19 protein-coding genes and 2 pseudogenes are annotated in these 17,380 nt (G+C 44.2%); 12 read left to right on the top strand and 9 right to left on the bottom strand.

Annotation, left to right across the window (positions count from 1 at the left end):
• Positions 1 to 664 precede the first annotated feature (664 nt).
• Both A7975_RS00005 and A7975_RS00010 read right to left on the bottom strand, forming a co-directional pair.
• Positions 665 to 901, bottom strand: coding sequence for a hypothetical protein (locus tag A7975_RS00005; protein ID WP_065383752.1), 237 nt, complete (start codon positions 899 to 901; stop codon positions 665 to 667).
• An 84-nt stretch (positions 902 to 985) separates the two neighbouring features.
• Entirely contained in the window at positions 986 to 1,831 is an 846-nt protein-coding gene (locus A7975_RS00010; RefSeq protein WP_082197904.1) for a YncE family protein, read from the bottom strand.
• A 1,003-nt stretch (positions 1,832 to 2,834) separates the two neighbouring features.
• On the opposite strand from A7975_RS00010, the gene A7975_RS35570 reads away from it, so the two are divergent.
• From A7975_RS35570 to A7975_RS00030, 4 genes are read left to right on the top strand one after another with little or no spacing between them, the layout of a single operon-like run.
• On the top strand, positions 2,835 to 2,981 hold the full coding sequence (locus A7975_RS35570) for a helix-turn-helix domain-containing protein (protein WP_483295895.1): 147 nt from the start codon (positions 2,835 to 2,837) through the stop codon (positions 2,979 to 2,981).
• Positions 2,969 to 3,199 (top strand): hypothetical protein, encoded by a 231-nt coding sequence (locus tag A7975_RS35575; protein ID WP_483295883.1) that lies wholly within the window; start codon positions 2,969 to 2,971, stop codon positions 3,197 to 3,199. Before A7975_RS35570 ends, A7975_RS35575 begins: the two co-directional genes overlap by 13 nt.
• Positions 3,200 to 3,204: 5 nt before the next feature.
• Positions 3,205 to 3,549, top strand: a complete 345-nt coding sequence (locus tag A7975_RS35580; protein ID WP_483295896.1) for a GyrI-like domain-containing protein — start codon at positions 3,205 to 3,207, stop codon at positions 3,547 to 3,549.
• A 48-nt stretch (positions 3,550 to 3,597) separates the two neighbouring features.
• Positions 3,598 to 4,140: an aminoglycoside phosphotransferase/kinase family protein gene (locus A7975_RS00030; RefSeq protein WP_255314126.1), complete on the top strand. Its 543-nt coding sequence runs from the start codon at positions 3,598 to 3,600 to the stop codon at positions 4,138 to 4,140.
• Between the two features lie 44 nt (positions 4,141 to 4,184).
• Here the strand turns inward: A7975_RS00030 and A7975_RS00035 are convergent, their stop codons facing one another.
• From A7975_RS00035 to A7975_RS32715, 4 genes and pseudogenes are all read right to left on the bottom strand, one after another.
• On the bottom strand, positions 4,185 to 4,919 hold the full coding sequence (locus tag A7975_RS00035) for an IclR family transcriptional regulator (protein ID WP_065383756.1): 735 nt from the start codon (positions 4,917 to 4,919) through the stop codon (positions 4,185 to 4,187).
• A 286-nt stretch (positions 4,920 to 5,205) separates the two neighbouring features.
• Positions 5,206 to 5,664 (bottom strand): heme-binding protein, encoded by a 459-nt coding sequence (locus A7975_RS00040; RefSeq protein WP_053375172.1) that lies wholly within the window; start codon positions 5,662 to 5,664, stop codon positions 5,206 to 5,208.
• A 13-nt stretch (positions 5,665 to 5,677) separates the two neighbouring features.
• Positions 5,678 to 6,859 carry an MFS transporter gene (locus A7975_RS00045; protein WP_065383757.1) on the bottom strand — a complete coding sequence of 394 codons (1,182 nt, stop codon included), beginning with the start codon at positions 6,857 to 6,859 and terminating at the stop codon, positions 5,678 to 5,680.
• 486 nt (positions 6,860 to 7,345) lie between these two features.
• Positions 7,346 to 7,612, bottom strand: a pseudogene (locus A7975_RS32715) (aldo/keto reductase); the annotation flags it as partial.
• Between the two features lie 220 nt (positions 7,613 to 7,832).
• On the opposite strand from A7975_RS32715, the pseudogene A7975_RS00050 reads away from it, so the two are divergent.
• From A7975_RS00050 to A7975_RS00065, 4 genes and pseudogenes are all read left to right on the top strand, one after another.
• A pseudogene (locus A7975_RS00050) lies at positions 7,833 to 8,366 on the top strand (AraC family transcriptional regulator); the annotation flags it as partial.
• Between the two features lie 143 nt (positions 8,367 to 8,509).
• A complete protein-coding gene (locus A7975_RS00055) occupies positions 8,510 to 9,865 on the top strand; it encodes a dipeptidase (protein ID WP_065383759.1) in 1,356 nt (451 codons plus the stop codon).
• A 174-nt stretch (positions 9,866 to 10,039) separates the two neighbouring features.
• A complete protein-coding gene (locus A7975_RS00060) occupies positions 10,040 to 10,450 on the top strand; it encodes a hypothetical protein (protein ID WP_065383760.1) in 411 nt (136 codons plus the stop codon).
• A gap of 176 nt (positions 10,451 to 10,626) precedes the next feature.
• A complete protein-coding gene (locus A7975_RS00065) occupies positions 10,627 to 11,070 on the top strand; it encodes a cell wall hydrolase (protein WP_065383761.1) in 444 nt (147 codons plus the stop codon).
• Between the two features lie 376 nt (positions 11,071 to 11,446).
• Here A7975_RS00065 and A7975_RS00070 read toward each other — a convergent pair whose 3' ends face one another.
• Together A7975_RS00070 and A7975_RS00075 are read right to left on the bottom strand one after the other, a co-directional pair.
• Positions 11,447 to 11,944, bottom strand: coding sequence for a DinB family protein (locus tag A7975_RS00070; protein ID WP_065383762.1), 498 nt, complete (start codon positions 11,942 to 11,944; stop codon positions 11,447 to 11,449).
• A 256-nt stretch (positions 11,945 to 12,200) separates the two neighbouring features.
• Positions 12,201 to 12,830 (bottom strand): TetR/AcrR family transcriptional regulator, encoded by a 630-nt coding sequence (locus A7975_RS00075; RefSeq protein ID WP_065383763.1) that lies wholly within the window; start codon positions 12,828 to 12,830, stop codon positions 12,201 to 12,203.
• A 123-nt stretch (positions 12,831 to 12,953) separates the two neighbouring features.
• Between A7975_RS00075 and A7975_RS00080 the strand changes: the two genes are divergently transcribed.
• The 3 genes from A7975_RS00080 to A7975_RS00090 all read left to right on the top strand — a co-directional run bounded on the left by A7975_RS00080 (position 12,954) and on the right by A7975_RS00090 (position 15,917).
• Complete coding sequence (locus tag A7975_RS00080) at positions 12,954 to 14,159, top strand: MFS transporter (RefSeq protein WP_065383764.1); 1,206 nt, start codon at positions 12,954 to 12,956, stop codon at positions 14,157 to 14,159.
• A gap of 306 nt (positions 14,160 to 14,465) precedes the next feature.
• A complete protein-coding gene (locus tag A7975_RS00085; RefSeq protein WP_065383765.1) occupies positions 14,466 to 15,203 on the top strand; it encodes a WecB/TagA/CpsF family glycosyltransferase in 738 nt (245 codons plus the stop codon).
• 219 nt (positions 15,204 to 15,422) lie between these two features.
• On the top strand, positions 15,423 to 15,917 hold the full coding sequence (locus A7975_RS00090) for an NUDIX domain-containing protein (protein ID WP_065383766.1): 495 nt from the start codon (positions 15,423 to 15,425) through the stop codon (positions 15,915 to 15,917).
• Positions 15,918 to 16,079: 162 nt separating this feature from the next.
• On the opposite strand, the gene A7975_RS00095 is transcribed toward A7975_RS00090, so the two are convergent.
• Positions 16,080 to 16,586, bottom strand: coding sequence for a metallophosphoesterase family protein (locus A7975_RS00095; protein ID WP_053375185.1), 507 nt, complete (start codon positions 16,584 to 16,586; stop codon positions 16,080 to 16,082).
• 131 nt (positions 16,587 to 16,717) lie between these two features.
• Here A7975_RS00095 and A7975_RS00100 point away from each other — a divergent pair, with 131 nt between their 5' ends.
• Positions 16,718 to 17,212 carry a hypothetical protein gene (locus A7975_RS00100; protein WP_065383767.1) on the top strand — a complete coding sequence of 165 codons (495 nt, stop codon included), beginning with the start codon at positions 16,718 to 16,720 and terminating at the stop codon, positions 17,210 to 17,212.
• Positions 17,213 to 17,380 lie beyond the last annotated feature (168 nt).

Genomic DNA, 17,380 nt, shown 5'->3' on the forward strand with positions numbered 1-17,380 from the left:
GCATGGAGTGCCCAGAATATCATTATCTAACGGCTGACTTGACACCCAATGCGCGGATGGGTCCTGCTATCGAGGTAACAAGTTGGTTAGTCTACCGCGTTTTCTTGTTACGGGATAAAGCTCTTGTGAAAATTTAGAAATATCTATTCCGATTTTGACAAGAACTTTATCTCATTGCCACAAATAGTAACGGATTGCTACGGCAGAAATTCACAATGAGAAACTCGGGCAAGCGGTTTGCATGCCGGGGCTTCTCTTTGGTTTCCAAAGGCCGATTTATTTTTTTAAATACAGGGGAAACTCTCATAAAATAAGGCGGCTGCTTTCCGAAAGAAATGTCGGAGAGCAGCGATTTTAAAGCTTTTTGTTTTATGCTCTTCCTGCTTGCTCGCCAGCGAACAGGACTTATCCAATTGGAGCGAATACTTGAAAAATATTACTGGCTGGTTATGTGGTGTGATAATTCCGACTCATGTTGAAAGAAAATAAAGTCTTAGACTAACCTAATGATAAAGTGCTGTAATGTAAAATATTTATTAGAAAACGAGATTAAGTGAATTGAAAGCACCTCCGGAATGAGGAGTGTTGCAACAAGGGGTTATTCATCCACTATTATTAACGATTGCAAGAGAGTCACAGCTGTTATATTCGCAACACGAACTCCTTAGAAAAAAGGATTCCTCATTAAATCAGCTGAAGAGATTTCGCGCCCTTCTTTCTCTACTCCCGTACTTTCAGCCACGATTTGTTTTAAATACTTATTTGAATGAATAATTGATGTAGGGGAATAAATGGTTTCATCTTGCAATACAATCGTAATGTTTCCTTTTCCGAGGATAAAAACTTGACATACAGAATTATCTTTGTTCATGTTTGACAACTGTTCCATTAAATCTTCCATCGTTTAACTTCTATCATATCAATCACCACCCATTGTAAGATTATAACAAGGTTCCGTACCTCTTTATCCACTGCCTAAGTCATCCTACGGATTTACTCCTATTGAGAATGGACGAGCTCCCACTGGAATGGTCGCAATCACTGTATTGGTTACTCCATTAATCACAGAAACGGAATTATCATCCTGATTTGTTGCATAAATACGATTGGTTAATAGGTTGGTTCCAACTCCGTTTGGATTATTCCCGACTGGAATGGTAGCAATCACTACATTTGTTAATCCACCAATCACAGAAACATTATCGGTATCTCGATTCGGTACGTAAATAGCGTTCGTTGATGTATTAATTCCTACTTCACCTGGAGTAGTACCGACCGGAACGGTAGCAATCACCGTATTGGTTACTCCATCAATCACAGAAACACTATTACCCGAAAAATTTGATACATAAATTTGATTAGTTAATGGATTGATTCCTATTCTAAATGGGTTAACCCCAACTGGAATTTGGGTAATCACGGCATTCGTTGCTCCATTAATGACCGTAACGACATCAAAATTAAAATTTGCTACATAAATACGATTGGTTATTGAATTGACGCCTACTCCTGTTGGAAGAGACAGACCTCCTACAGGAATAATGGTTGCAATCACTGTATTGGTCAATCCGTCAATTACGGAGACTGTACTATCATTAAAATTTGCTACATATATGGCATTGGTAGCAGTATTAACCCCGATTGAACTTGCGCCATCCCCAGTAGGGTCCGTAGCAATCACTGTATTAGTTATTCCATCAATTACGGAAACGTCACCACTAGTCAAATTTCCTACATAAATTCGGTTAGTTATTGGATGGACACCTACTCCCGCAGGATTTACTCCAACAGGAACGGCAGCAGTCACCGCATTCGTTACCCCATCAATCACAGAAACATTGTTACTATTGAGATTGATACATAAATACGATTGACTGATATGGATTCGACAGGACCTGTAGGTCCGGTTGTCCCTATTGCTCCCGTCGCCCCAGTTGCTCCTGCAGTTCCTGTTGCTCCGATTGCTTCTCCAAGTCCTTGAAGTAATTGCGGTCCTTCTGCTAGTGGTCCTTGGGGCCCTCGCGGTCCTTCAGGTCCAGGAGGTCCAGGAGGACAATTGCATCTACCCATCATTTCATCTCCTTGTTATTAAGCTTTTTCATCATATTAAAAGCCTAATATTAGAAACACTCCAAATACCTATTAAACTTAAAATAGGCAAATAGAAAAGTATATTCACTGAATATTTGCACAGCTATGTTAGGGATTTTAGTAACCAAAAGAAGCAATAGAAAGAGTGTTTTGAAGCTTTATGAGAGAGATATTCATTTAAGTCAAAAGCTATTTGTCTTTATTCCGGTGGACATTATTTGGGAGGAACAACGCATTAACGGAATCAGTATGAATAGGGGGATTAAGATAGGCTCTTTCGCTCTTCCTCATGTCGTCTATTACTGGTACTTAAAGGCGATCGGCATTGTTTAATAGAGGAAAGAAGTAATCAATGTGGAATTACAAAAAGAGTAGCTTGAAGAAATTATGGGCGAAATATCCGCAGCTATTCATAAATCTTGAGGTGTTCAGACTTGTAGCCTCCATCAAACGATCTGTAGAGCGTGGTGATAGGAATTGTATGATCACTTGCTCTAACTTGCGTTTCGATAATGGCATCCATGATATTTTTGTGCAAGGATTGCAAGGTTCCATTTCCCGCCTTCACCTATAATTAAACTTGAAAGAAGGATCTGAATGGATTGGCTGGACCGAATGAACAACGCAATGGAATATGTCGAATCAAACCTGTCTGAAGCAATCGATTACGACCAAGCAGCAATAATTGCCTGTTGCTCAACTTACCATTTTCAGCGCATGTTTTCGTTCATCACTATGTTCCGATGGCGGAATATATTCGGAGCAGGCGGCTTACACTTGCCGCATTTGAACTGCAAAATAGCGGTATAAAGGTCATCGATGTGGCATTCAAGTACGGTTACGAATCGCCTGAGGCATTCTCTAGGGCGTTCAAAAAATGCACGGTGTAATGCCAATGTCAGCGCGCGACAAAGGCGTTACACTCAAGGCCTATCCTCGGTTATCTTTTCATATTTCGATTCGAGGAGATGTTGAGATATATTACAAAATCGAGGAAAAACCAGCCTTTGAAATGTTTGGCATTTCAACTCTGGTCAATGCCGATGGCGAGAATCCGTTCATTGAATACCTGAATTTTGGGAGAAGTGCATTTCCGACGGAACCGTAAAACGAATCCGTGCCGCCGCAGGTTTGGGGGAACATGGCCAGATCCATGCGGTTTTATACAACAACCAAGGTGAGAGATTCTCCTACATGATCGGTTATTTCTTGCCTCAGACTGGCTTGCCGCAAGGGTTTAAAAAGCTTCAAATCCCCCCGCAAATGCATGCTATTTTTTCAACTGGCCTAAACCCAGACGGACAAAGCGGTATTCATGATTTGTGGAGACGTATTTGGGGAGAATGGTTTCCGACCTGTGATTATCAATTCGCAAATGGCCCTGAGTTTGAAATGACCTATGATAGAGGCAACGGTATGTACGAAATGGGAGTTTGGATCCCTGTCGTTAAAAAGTGAGTCGTGTGCGCAGTACCAAATTCACCTTAGTGTTAGGGGCGATTCCCTATGGAAAGCGAGAACAGAATGGATCATGCAATCATTGCACAACATGCGCTTGCACAGTACGATATAAACGTTGTATCCGTATCGCCAATAGCTCAAAGTGGTGCAGCGGTTTTTAAAATTGAAGATAACCGTGGATTGTTATACAGCTTGCGTGTTCATAAATCTAAAAGCAGTGCGCTTGAAAAGATATGGACGCGCCGAGATGTGCTGGACTCTGAGTTGGTATGGCTGGATGCGCTTAATCGTGTTACTAGTCTTACTATCCCTGAGCCAAAACGCAATCAGCAAGCGTCGTATGTCACGCAAGTGGACGAAGTTTATTGTACAATGCTCAGTTGGGTGGCGGGCGAGCAAAAACCATACTTTACGAACGAGCAAGATTTGAAATCCACCGCTGAGATGACGGCAGCTTTGCACCGTCATTCCAGTAAGTGGCAGCTCCCTTCCTCTTTAGTCCGTCCAACGAATAATAGTGCACGCATACGGCTCGTTCTTGACATGCTAAAAAGTCTGCGTCTCGTGAATTTGGCAGGTATGCAATAGGGAAGTTCATTATCATTTATTTATGAATTGTGTGATGCTAAGGCTCAAAGCAGACCGGATATCTGAGCACTGCACTCCCTTAATCTTTTGCTTACAGAACGGTCTCTTTTCCGGTTTAATCGGACGGCAGGGCCGGATATGGCTACCGCCGCGATTACGTTTCCTTTATAAAAGATCGGTGCAGCGATGCAGCGCAAACCTATTTCTGTTTCTTCATCATCAATGGCATATCCTTGCTGGCGTATTACGTTTAGATGCTCTTTTAACAAATGATTGTCGTCAAAGGTATGTTTTGTTGCTTTGTGCAAGGTAAGGTGATTAAGCATTTTATTTAGCTGTTCATCACTCAGGTACGCTAGGATTACCTTCCCAAAGGCACTCAGATGGGCATAAGCAGAATCACCAACACGGGAATGGCTGCGTATGGCATGATTCCCCTCGACTACCTGGACCGTCATGACATTCATTCCGTGCAAAACACCGATATAAGCGGTTTCGCCAATCTCCTGCGCTAATTGATGTAGGGAAGGCACAACCAGCCAATTAAGGTTGGTGTTAACAGATGAAGAATAAGTCCTTCTTAATTCAGAGGCTTTGTAAGTATTCCCATCTTTTTGAATAAAACCAGTCTTCTCGAGTGTATACAACAGACGAAAGGTTGTTGATTTGTTCAGATTAAACTGGCGCATAATGTCTGTCAATCTCAGGGGTTCCCCTTGCTGCAGCGCGTCAAGAATGAGCAGCCCTTTTTTTAGGGTCGCAACCTCATATTGATCCATTGCTTCACCTCAAAGCATCTTTGTTCGAACTTATAATCCTAAAAGGAAGGATTTAAAAGTTATTGTTTAAGTTTATATCTTGATCTTCACCCGTGTATACTATTCTTCCTCCTTAATTTTGATGTGTTTTCGATAAATAATGAACCAATCAAGAACGAAAAGAGAGGGCAAGAGCTTTACGCCCAACCCTCCCGTATATTTTCCGGATGCTGAATTCATTATAGAACTTACTGTAATTCCTATGAAATAATAATTCCGAGTTTGTTCTCACCCTACTCCATAACCATCACTTTCCTAGCAAAAATAGGCGAATGCCCTCAACCGCATAAGCATGATCCAACTCGCCGGTCAATCCTCCGACTGTAACTGACCCGACCACGCCAACATTTTTGACCCGTATGGGAAAAGATCCGCCTACCGCTTGATAGTCTGCTGCGGGCAGCAATGAGTGTTCAGCATGAGAAGCTCCACTTTGGATAAAGCGTTCTTCAATGTAGGCAGAACTACGGCTATAATGATCGACGATCCGTTTTTTGCGAAATAACCAAACGTAGTTTTCCTCCGAGGTACCATCCATCAGATGTGTAAACACGGGAACTCGGTTACGTTCGATATGAACGGCCACTGCTGCATTGTTTTCTCGTGCATATTGAACAATCCGGTTTCCAAGTGCAAGGGCATCCTGATGGCTAAACGTTATAAATTCTAAATCTTGCTCCACGCGGTCCAATTCATTCAAATTCATTTATTCTCTCTCCTTAACGAAATATATTTTGTTTCTTATCCAGCATGTAGTTTATTACGGCCAGAAAAGAGGCAAATCCAGCCATAATTGCTCCGATCCAAGCTGTGTCCATGATATGCATTTGTTCTACCGCAACCCCGCCCAGAGTGGAACCAACAGCGATCCCGATATTAAAAGCAGATATGTTGAGTGCAGAAGCCAGTTCCTTAGCAGAGGGCACCAGCTTCTCAGCAAGTATTAAAATGTAAGCCTGTACGCCGGGAGACATTATAAATGCGAACAAGCCCATCAATATGAGTGACAGAATGCTGAGCGTCTTGCTGGGCAGCAGCCATATTTGCAACAACAGGGCAATTGCCTGAAACAGAAACACGAATCGCAGTGCCTTTACAGGATGCCCGTTTGCTAATTTCCCCCCGATAATATTACCGATGGCCACTGCAACACCGTAAACCAGCAGGAGCCATGAAATGGACGAGGCGGAATACCCGCTGATCTCTTCCAGAATAGGAGATATATACGTAAATAAGGCAAAGGTCGCTCCGAAACCGAGTACCGTCATCAACAAAGCCATAATGATCCGGGGGTTGACGATTAAGCAACCCACATCCTTCAATGTTGGCGAGTGCTTTGAACGCTGGACTTTATCTACCGCTATGAGGTTGACCAGCAAGGCTATCAGCCCCAATCCGGCAACTGCGACAAATGTCATCCGCCATCCAAATTGCTGTCCGATATAAGTGCCTAGAGGCACTCCAAGAATGGTAGCGACGGTTAAGCCGGTGAACATGATGGAGATAGCGGTCCCTTTTTTTGTAGTCGGGACCATATCTGCGGCCACTGTAGCTGCAACGGCGAAGAAAACGCCATGCGCAACTGCAGTAATCACCCTTGAAATAAGCAGTACCGTATAAGATGGAGCTAAAGTGGACAGGACATTCCCGGCAGTGAACACGAGCATCAGGAATATCAGGTATCCTTTTTTGGGGAGTTTTCCGGTAAATACCACCACTACTGGCGTACCAATCGCGATGGCCACTGCATACCCAGAAATCAGCGTCCCTGCTTTCGTAACGGTTATCCCGAGATCGGCGGCTACTTCTTGCAGGAGGCCGACAATAACAAATTCAGTCGTTCCAATGGCAAAAGCACTCACCGCAAGTGAAATCAATGCAACATAGATTTTTGAGTTCATATATTCACCTCCCTTATATAAGCCTGATATTAAGAGAGAAGTTAAAAAAGTTCAAAAAAAAGAAAAAAAGTTTCTATTATAGAAATCTTTTTCGATTATAAAAAAACTAGAAACGGCTGGATGCAAGAGATCGAAAAGGGAGTTGAGGTGAATTAGTACGGAGAGCTCACGATTGATGGAAGCCTGATTAAATCGTTTTAAAAAGATAAAAGCTACCATGTAATATGGCAGCTTTTTAATGCTTAACGCAATAGTATTAATAGCATTTTATAATCAAATGATCCTTTCCATTCGACGTAGAATCGTTGATCTTTATTAGTGATTCAACTAAACAAGAGCGAAGGAACATGCGAAGTCAAAACGACGCAAGCTGCAGGACTCAAACCGGTAACCGCACTTCTTCACCCACATGCAGTCTAGTTCTCCATAACAAGACTAATGAAAGAATCACAATCACCAGACATACCCAATAAACGGACCGAAATCCTATAAACGGGGCAATGATACCACTCGGGTACCGATCCATTTCACCATTTCTGGATCCCGATGTGAAAAGAAGAGGCTCTGTTTCGTATCGAGCGCGGCAATCGACTCCATATCCTCTTTGTCTAATTCGAAATCGAAGATATTGAAGTTTTCGATAATTCTTTCTTTACGAACCGATTTTGGTATTACAACGACTTCTCTATGTGTGAGCCAACGCAAAACAACCTGGGCAACGGATTTATTATACTTTTCAGCTATCGTTAACAATTATTTTAAAAGTGTAAGTATAGGGAGCCAAAATTGAGCAAGCAGCTTATCTAATGATGAATGGTATGCTCGCCAATTACACCCTTATTATGCACCGGAAGAAAAAGAGAACGTTATCCCATTCGTGTCTAATGTTTGCCTAATCCTCTCACGACCACTTATGTATCAAATGAATATAGGCTATAATCGAACTATAAAAATAACGAAGTGGGAGGGGCCAATGTCTGAAATAATTATGAAACAGCAAAATGAACTCGCAAAATCATTGAGCGTTATTCAGAAAAAGACGATGTTCATCCCACCGCTATTTCATCTTTTTTTTTCATCCGTGTCTCAAATGCTGGCGTGAAGTCCGTCTGATTACCTTGTGGCATCCGTTCACTTGCCGGTTACAGCCCAAGTCACAGAAGCGGCACCGGAGGCTCCTTATTTAGGTTTCAAACTTGAATTTACGCCCAGCCAAATCTTAGAGGTTTTACATGAATCTGAAAAACAGGTGAATCCGAAAGTAGATCCTAAGAGGGCCATGTTTGTCAGCAAGTTGGATTCGTCTTTGTTGGATGCGGTCCTCCGGTTAGCTCGTTTGTTAGATAATCCCAAAAACATTCCGGTGCTTGCTCCATTATTTACGAAGGAGATTCTATATTGTGTGTTGGAAGGTGAAAATGGAAGTATTTTAGAACAAATTGTAATGGAGGGTAGCTCAATCTTTCAAATCAGAGAGGTTATTGAGCACATCATGACTCATTATGATGGACATTAGCAAGGTGCAATTGCGTTCGTAGAAGATACTTCGTTATTCCGTTCACGCCAACAAATTACGCCGAGTCTCTGGTATCTTTGCTTGGCGAAGGTATATGATATGGATATGAATGAAATGGAAGGATGAAATCACCGATGAGTTATAAAACCTATTTTAAAAACGTAAGGGAACAGCAATTGGACGAGCTGAAGCAATGGTTGTCCATCCCGAGCATATCTGCCCTGTCCGAGCATAAAGCGGATATGAACAAAGCGGCCGATTGGCTTGCGGACGCACTCACCCGCGCAGGCCTCGAGAATGTGGAAGTGCATCAAACCGACGGACACCCGATCGTGTATGCCGATCATCTTCATGCTCCCGGCAAACCTACCGTGCTTGTTTACGGCCATTACGACGTGCAGCCAGTCGATCCGCTGCATTTGTGGACGACGCCTCCCTTCGAGCCGGACATCCGGGACGGCAAGCTGTACGCGCGGGGCGCGACGGACGATAAAGGCCAGGTTTTTCTACATATCAAAGCGATAGAAGCTATATTGAAGCAAGAACAGCAGCTTCCAGTCAATATCAAGCTGTGCATCGAAGGCGAAGAAGAGGTTTCCAGCCGGAGCCTTCCCCCTTTCTTGGCGACGAATCGGGACAAGCTGGCCACTGACGTCGTCTTGATTTCGGACACATCGCTGATCGAGCCGGGCAAGCCCGCCATCAGTACGGGACTTCGTGGGTTGTGTTCGCTTGAGGTCACCGTGAACACCGCGAATACCGATTTGCACTCCGGAACATTTGGCGGAGGCGTTCCCAACGCGCTTCATGCCCTGGTCTCATTGCTTGCGACTTTGCATGATGATCGGGGCGGCGTAAGCGTCGAAGGATTCTATGAAGGCGTGCCAGAGCTTTCACCGCTTATGAAAGAAGAGTTTGCCAAGCAGATGCTGGATGAAGATCAATTGAAGGCAAGTCTTGGTCTTGACGCATTGTACGGCGAAGAAGACTTCTCCTTTGTGGAGCGGGTTGGAGCAAGGCCGACGCTTGAGCTGAACGGCGTTTACGGCGGATTTCAGGGCGAAGGCACCAAGACGGTCATTCCGAAAGAGGCGCATGCCAAGATCACCTGCCGCCTTGTTGGAGACCAGGACCCGCAGGACATTTTGGACAAGATTAAACGGCATTTGCAGAAGCATGTTCAGCCCGGTGCGAAGCTGCAAGTCAAAGACGGCGAGCAGGCCCGCGCTTTCAACATCGATCCTTCCGACCGGATGCTGCAGTTGGCTGCGGATGCTTACGAAGACGTCTACGGCACGCGAGCGCTGTTCACGAAAGACGGAGGATCGATTCCGATCGTCGAAACCTTCTCCCGCGAACTGGCGGCTCCTGTCGTTATGATGGGCTTTGGTCTTCCGGACGAGAATCTGCATGCGCCGAACGAGCATTTTAATCTGAGCAATTTCGATAATGGGCTTCTGACGATCGTATCGTTCCTGAAGCGGTTATAGGCATGAAAAATCGCGAAGCAGATGGCTTCTCGATTTTTTTTTGACGATCAGGCTGTTCAACGAAAATAAAGACTGGAGATGGGCAGTGAACTGATGGGCTGGTTCGTGTAACAATAATTTCCATATTTCGTCTATATTTTCGACTGCACAAACTGGGGTGGGGTGACAGTTTGAATGAAAAAAATCTTAGCTGTTGTTTTATTTATTTGTATTATCGTCAGTATAAGTGTTCTACGGCCTAATGTGGTATTTGCATGTAGTTGCAGTAATCCAAGCATTGAACAAAAATTTGAGGGAGCTAGCGTCATTTTCACGGGTACGTCGGTTAGTAAAGATAAAGAAGGCGGGAATATTTTTAGTGTGGATAAGGTTTGGAAGGGTAATCTCGCGGATGGTTATGTATATAGCGGTTTCAATGGTATGTGTGGGACTGAATTTGAAGTAGGAAAAAACTATTTGGTTTATACCTTCAATTCCTTGAACCCGAATGGAAAAACAAATATGATAATTGCATTTGTTTTCGCAATAATAATTTTAGTAACAATATGGAAAGTTAAGCTGAGGCTCAAAAATAACGTTCGTTAAGATAACTGGACACGATAGTTCCATACCTGAAGGGCTGCACATGGCAGCCCTTCGCTACGCTGACGGGCAGAAGAGTGTGGTGGAACGGCTATTTATTATCGCTCTTTCTTTTGCCAGAGTCACACATCCGCTTCACCTACAATATGATGAGTCTAGAAATCTAAAGAGGTGAGGCAATGGCAGTCGTAAAAAGCAGGAAACAGGATATTGATATGTTGGCAAGGTTGCTTAGAGCTGAAGCTGAGACCGAAGGCGAAATGGGCATGCTTCTTGTTGGAAATGTTGGCATTAACCGAATAAGAGGGAATTGCTCCGATTTTAAAGATATCCGGACAATTCCCCAAATGATCAACCAGCCGCATGCGTTCGAAGCGTTGCAACATGGTATGTACTATCAAAACGCAAGAGAGAGGGAACGCCGTCTGGCGCAACGGGCTGTGAATGGGGAGCGGAATTGGCCAGGCGAATTCTCCCTATGGTATTTCCGACCAGGATCGTTCGATAATCCCGGACCATGTCCGCCAACTTGGTATGATCAGCCGCTCGTAGGACGATGGAAGAAGCACTGTTTTTATCAACCGACCGTGAAAGAATGTGAAAATATATATAATACGGTTTAATTTTATAAACGGAAAGAGTTCATAAAGGATCTTTTAACCTGACTTATCACAGCTATGTGTCGGTTGACAAGAATTACAACTCATTTAATGCCGCGTAAATCGCGGCTTTTTTGGGTTTTCTTAAATTGCGGGCATTATTTATTATCGAATCAAGTTTTTGTCATTTGTCAATGTCAAGAACATTGTCCGATTGCGACGAGCTTTGCCGGTCAGCAGCCTGTTTAACGAACGGAAAAAAAGTTAAAAAAAGAAAAATCACGATGGATGGAGAATAAGTTGTTGTGATATTCAACGATAATAAAAACAGTCGCAGAGGACCGGCGGTCATGCCGATTTCCTGCGACTGTTTGGCGCATATCAGATCGAGAAACTTAGTTCATTGCGCTTCCTCGTCGGCCGAGGGACCGTAGAAGCCCGGCACCGGAATATCGAGAAGCCGCAAGTATACCCCGAGCTGCGCCCGGTGGTGGACCATGTGGCTTAATCCGAAGGTGCGGAATGCAATCGCCCGCGGCTCGCGGAGAATAATATGGTCGCCGTGGCGCAGCGTCCATTCCTCGCCGAGTGTTTTCTCGTCGCATTCGGTGAGCAACTTTTCAACCTTGCCGACGTTCGCGTCGAACTCCTCCAGAACGTCAGCGCGTTTCTCCAAAGGCTTCCTCCGCAGTGGCACGGTCGAAAGATCGAACTCCAGGTACTGAAAAATCGCGATTTGCCAGTTCAGCAGGTTGATCAGGTGCGTAGCTAGTCCCCCGAGCGTCATCGATTTCTCGTGCGGCTTCCATGACATATGCTCCTCGGGCAAGCGTTCCAGAATGCGGCGCGTAATTTCCAGTTCATGCGTTGCGTCGCCGACGATCAGTTGTTTGACCATAAATTCCTCTCCTCCCTTATGGTTTAGCATACTATAAATTCCAGTCTAGTGGAAAGTACTCTGGTTAACCGACTATGATATTGTGCTATTCTGCCGGGGAGCTAAACAATGGGATTAATCGATAATGCTAACTGGTAACGATTGCTCAATGAACACAAGAAACGGCTGCCGATATCATGGCTGCCGTTTTCTCAACTAACTGGAGGTTATCCATAACTGGTTGCCTAAATCTTGGATCAATTGGTCCACCCTATACTTAAACTTTCTCCCTATCCCCCGTTTTTGCAGACAGCATATCCCATACACTCATTAGCTGCGTTATGGCAGCATCAATTGCCTCAAGCGGAATACCGTCTCTAGCTTGTGATGAAATCCCTCGAAGAAAGGTGTCAAACAAGGTAACCAGCATGGGGATATCCGTTGAAGCGGGCAACTCACCATTTGCTATGGCCCGTTCTATACAATCTTGCTGCCAACCGCGTACCTTTGTTCGTTCCTTGGAGAGCATGACTTGGATATGTTCTAGCTCAGGAGAACAGGTTACCGCGGACATAACCAACAGACAACCTAGAGGGTGGGACCTATCTGTCTGCATCTGTGCCGATCGCCGTAATCCCTGCTCGATGGCTGCTTTCGATGTCATGCTTTGATCCCTGAAATCTTCCGATACCTGCCCAAAAGTAGAGATATACTGATCCACTGCTTCGCTGAACAGCGCTTCCTTGGATTCGAATGCTGCATAAAAACTCGCAGCTGATATATTGCCCATCGAAGCGCGCAGCTGAGCGAGTGAAGTGGATTCAAAGCCATGTTCCCAGAAAAGAAGCATTGCGGCAATAACTGCCTCGTCACGATTAAATGCGCGAGGACGTCCCGTTCGTGGCATAAAATGACCTCCTTTAATACTTATATACTAATCAATCCAGAAGTCCTTGACAAGTGAGTATCGTTGGCTTAATATGTGGAATGATCGATCCATAATTATATTCATCTTAAGGAGGAAACTAATTTGTCTCAACTTTCATCGTCCACCGGCATGTTCCAATCGACCAACATCCCTGCCAGGCTTCCCTGGCTTTCCTTGTTGGCGCTAGCGATGACAGGGTTTATCTGTATTCTTACAGAAACCATTCCAGCCGGGTTGCTGCCGTTAATCGGGGAAGGGCTACATATTACGAAAGCAATGGCCGGGCAGCTCGTAACCCTTTATGCCATTGGCTCGCTTGTGGCGGCGATTCCATTCGTTATATTTACCGGAGCGGTGCGACGGCGTCCGCTGCTGCTCGCCATTATTGCGGGATTTTTAGTCTTCAACACAATTACCGCCTTGTCGTCCAGCTATGCTCTGACGCTTGCCGCGCGATTTCTCGCCGGTGTTGCTGCCGGCGCTGCTTGGGGGATGATCGCTGGTTATGCGAGACGCATGGTTCCTGAGGACCTGCGGGGGCGCGCCCTTGCTGTCTCAATGGTAGGAACACCGATTGCGCTAACCTTTGGGGTGCCGGCTGGAACTTTGCTAGGCGACTTGTTCGGTTGGCGCGCGGTATTTGGGCTCATATCTCTTTTGACTCTTGTGTTAATCGCTTGGGTGCTATGGAAGGTGCCGGATTATCACGGGCAGCCGGCAGGGCAGAGAATGACAGTGGGTCAGGTGTTTGTTTTGCCGGGCATTCGTCCGATTCTAATGGTGGTGCTCACCTGGATGCTGGCACACAATATTTTATATACGTATATAGCGCCATTTCTTGAACGTTCCGGACTTGCTGAGCGCGTCGATCTTGTATTGCTCGTTTTTGGAGTAGCCGCGCTTCTCTCTATCTGGGTTGTTGGCCTGCTGATAGACCGCAAGCTGCGCCTGATGGTGCTACTCAGTCTGTTCGGTTTTGCGCTGGTGTCCGTTGCACTATGGGTTGGCGGGACATCGGCGTGGGTCGTTTATGCGGCAGTTGCGTTATGGGGACTTACTTTCGGCGGTGCCGCCACGCTATTGCAAACCGCGCTGGCTGATGCTAGCAGTGAAGAAGGCGTTGATATCGTGATGCCTATTAATACGACGGTGTGGAATCTGGCCATAGCCGGAGGAGGGATTGCGGGTGGAATATTGTTAGAACTGGGTGACGCGCAGGCTTTTCCGAGAGTGCTGTTGATTCTCCTGCTTATGGCGCTGATTACAGCGTGGAGTGCGAAGAGACACGGCTTCCCCGGAAAACAATAAAAGATTCGTGAACTATGGTCATACCGGATGTAAAAAAGAATCGACTTTCGCCTGAAGGAAACCCGATGGAGGATTAAAATATAATCCGATTTATTTTGCTGATTTGGATCACATAGTCCCGTTTCAAGAAAACGATGAAACAGATAAGATTTTATTTTGGAATTTAACCGATGATGTTGGCTATATTGATGAAGTTGACGTAGCAGTTCTTAAATGGTGTAAGTCACTGTGCTATCGGGTGGTATAGTCAATAAATTGAAATTATGTTAAAATATCGGTAACAAAATTGAAGGTGGACATGATATTATGGAAAATTATGCGAAAGTAATGGGAGTTCAGTTTCCCAAAATTACATTAGATCGCACCGTAGATATCCTTAGTAATGTAATTGAACAGGACAGGTCTCAACTTTTTCATGTTATTACGGTTAATCCGGAAATTACTATGGCATGTCAAAAGGACAAGTCACTACGTTCTATTATAGATGAAGCTGGTCTTATTACAGCAGATGGTATTGGGATTGTGATGGTATCTCGTTTAAGGGGTGGGAATCTTCCTGAAAGGGTTACTGGTTATGATACGTTGCTAAGGCTTCTAGATTCAGGGAATAAAAAGAAATGGTCATTTTATTTTCTGGGCGCAGACCCGAACACTAACCAAAAAGTATGTGAGGTTATTCGTGAAAAGTATCCTGACCTTTTAATACTAGGTAAGCATCATGGCTTCTTTAAACAAAATGAAGAAGATAAGATAGTTAAAGAAATTGGCTTCTTAAAACCTGATATCTTGATTGTTGCACTCGGAGCCCCCTATGCTGAGAGATGGATACATAAATATAGATTTGAGCTTAATGCCAAAATTGCAATTGGTGTTGGTGGAAGTCTCGATGTAATAGCCGGAAAAGTAAAGGAAACTCCTGAAAGTTGGAAGAGGCTAAACGTAGAATGGCTATATAGGTTGATTCGACAACCGTCAAGATGGAAACGACAGCTTATATTACCTCGATTTGCTATACGGGCATTGTTATTTAGGGAAGATAAGTAGACCATTATTTATTGATCTAACGGGTAACTACAGTGCGGTACTATGGAATGTGGCGCATGAAAAAGGAGCGAAGCATTTGTGATAGTTGAATAAAACACCGGGATGAGTAGGCGCTACGGATGCCTGCTCATTTTATTATGCTGACTGGTAGTATAGAGTAATAAAGGTAAGGAATCATCCAGTCTCTATTATACTTTGAAGGGGAAAGGAGAGAGAAAGTTGAGAATTCGAACCGCAGCGAGGGCTATAATGATTAAAGATGAAAAATTACTTGTACTACGCAGATCTGGAGTTCAAGGGGAATTTTATGTTCTCCCTGGTGGTGGTCAAGAACATGGAGAAAGCATCCAAGAAACTTTGGTCAGGGAAGTGCTTGAAGAAGTAAGTTTGGAGGTTGAGATTGAGGAACTTCTCTTCATAAATGAATTCATTGCTAAAAGAGATTCTCTTTTTCCTGATTTAGAGCCCGATGTCCACCAAATTGACTTTACATTTTTATGCAAGGTTATTTCGTTAAATGAAGAAAAAGTTGGAGACACTCCTGACGTGCACCAGGTCGGCATTGCTTGGATTCCACTGGATGAAATAACCGATTACAAATTGCATCCCAATAATGATGTCAATTTTATACTTGGTGCACCTTCGAGAAACGCTTTAACAAAATGGATAACAAATAAAGAAAACTTAAGAACGCCTTCATTTATTGCTGGATAAAGAGGACGAGGCTGCTGGCATAGAATGGCAGCCTCATAGATACTCTCGTTTATAGATAGTTCAACAAATCCGATCTAATACTTCATTTCCCTTGAACACGAAAATCATATCGGCGAATTAAAAAATCTGCTCGGTAGATGTCGTCAAAAACGGACTATAATGCTACGATTTATCATTGTAAAATATATGCTTGGCAGCTACTGTTCCAGCAGCAAGTTGAAAAATGCCGAACGAATACATGGGCTGCCGCCTCTTATCAGTTGGTGACCCAGGATTAAATACCAGCAGGCCACCTGAGCGCTTAAGTACTGGAATATGGGAATGGCCATAGATCAGCACATTCAAATGAACATTCTTGAAGGCTTCCAACGCACGCGCTTCCGTATTTATTCTTTTCCCAACACCATGTCCGTGAACGATACCCATTTTTACACCCTCGAGCTCTAACTGCCTCTGCAGTCCAAACTTGCGGATAATGTCTGGTCCATCATTGTTGCCTGCGACACCGTAGATCGGGGCGAATGCTGCCAAAGCCTCATACACGGAAAGATTCGTCCAATCACCTGCATGAATGATAGCATTTGCCGTTTTTAGCTCGCGAAGCAATCGATCTGGCAGTTTCTTGTTCATTCTGGGCATATGCGTATCAGATACGACGACGATTTTCATCCTCACCGACCTCGATTCCTTGTCTTCATATTTTCATTCGTATTTCATGTTTTCATCATATAGACCAATAAGACAACAATCAATGCAACAACGAAAAAAACGACAGCTATTGTTTTCTGACCAGAAAAATCGTGACCTTTCATGTTGACGTTGAGGTGCCAAAGCGTCTGGATATCGATACGGATTCCTTCGACCTGGGCTTGAATAAGTCCTGTGAATTAAAGCTTTATGCCGCTTTTGCGGATGGAACCCGGGAATGGATTACGGACAAAGCTCAATGGTCGTCTGATCATACGAATATCGCGGACGTGATCAAAAGCAAGGTGACAGGATACAAATCGGGAACAGCTACCATTAAAGACTCTTATAGTGGCAAAGAGGCGACCGCGATAGTTAGAGTGGACATTCGGAATCAGATTGTTCTGAGCAAAACAACGGTGGACAAGCAGATCGGCGAGTCGATGACCTTGACCGCCAATGCCAATTACAGCGATAACCGTGTGGTCGATGTCTCCGCGCTTGCTCAATGGAGCTCCGCTCATCCTAATGTGATCGAGGTCAACAAAGGAACGACTAAGAGCGTGAAAATTCAACTTTTTACGAGGCTACGGCGGATTTTACCTTAACGGTAACTCCCTGGGTTTCTTTTTTTATACAAGCTATTGCACTTAAAAGAACATCGTTCGTATTAGTCGCCCGGATGTAATATAGCAGAATTGGATTGGGAATCCTAATGAATTGGAGTTTAGGCATATAGACATTACTTGAACTGAACATTAGCGTCAAGCAAGAAA

Origin of the sequence: Bacillus sp. FJAT-26390, assembly GCF_001682865.1 — a bacterium.
Classification (GTDB): Bacteria; Bacillota; Bacilli; order Paenibacillales; family Paenibacillaceae; genus Pristimantibacillus.

Bases quoted from the DNA above. Each gene is read 5' to 3' on its own strand.
- A7975_RS00005 (WP_065383752.1), bottom strand. From the start codon at position 901: ATGGAAGATTTAATGGAACAGTTGTCAAACATGAACAAAGATAATTCT.
- A7975_RS00085 (WP_065383765.1), top strand. From the start codon at position 14,466: ATGGAAAATTATGCGAAAGTAATGGGAGTTCAGTTTCCCAAAATTACA.
- A7975_RS35570 (WP_483295895.1), top strand. From the start codon at position 2,835: ATGGCGGAATATATTCGGAGCAGGCGGCTTACACTTGCCGCATTTGAA.
- A7975_RS00095 (WP_053375185.1), bottom strand. From the start codon at position 16,586: ATGAAAATCGTCGTCGTATCTGATACGCATATGCCCAGAATGAACAAG.
- A7975_RS00060 (WP_065383760.1), top strand. From the start codon at position 10,040: ATGAAAAAAATCTTAGCTGTTGTTTTATTTATTTGTATTATCGTCAGT.
- A7975_RS00030 (WP_255314126.1), top strand. From the start codon at position 3,598: ATGGAAAGCGAGAACAGAATGGATCATGCAATCATTGCACAACATGCG.
- A7975_RS35575 (WP_483295883.1), top strand. From the start codon at position 2,969: ATGCACGGTGTAATGCCAATGTCAGCGCGCGACAAAGGCGTTACACTC.
- A7975_RS00040 (WP_053375172.1), bottom strand. From the start codon at position 5,664: ATGAATTTGAATGAATTGGACCGCGTGGAGCAAGATTTAGAATTTATA.
- A7975_RS00070 (WP_065383762.1), bottom strand. From the start codon at position 11,944: ATGGTCAAACAACTGATCGTCGGCGACGCAACGCATGAACTGGAAATT.
- A7975_RS00075 (WP_065383763.1), bottom strand. From the start codon at position 12,830: ATGCCACGAACGGGACGTCCTCGCGCATTTAATCGTGACGAGGCAGTT.
- A7975_RS00055 (WP_065383759.1), top strand. From the start codon at position 8,510: ATGAGTTATAAAACCTATTTTAAAAACGTAAGGGAACAGCAATTGGAC.
- A7975_RS00045 (WP_065383757.1), bottom strand. From the start codon at position 6,859: ATGAACTCAAAAATCTATGTTGCATTGATTTCACTTGCGGTGAGTGCT.
- A7975_RS00065 (WP_065383761.1), top strand. From the start codon at position 10,627: ATGGCAGTCGTAAAAAGCAGGAAACAGGATATTGATATGTTGGCAAGG.
- A7975_RS00035 (WP_065383756.1), bottom strand. From the start codon at position 4,919: ATGGATCAATATGAGGTTGCGACCCTAAAAAAAGGGCTGCTCATTCTT.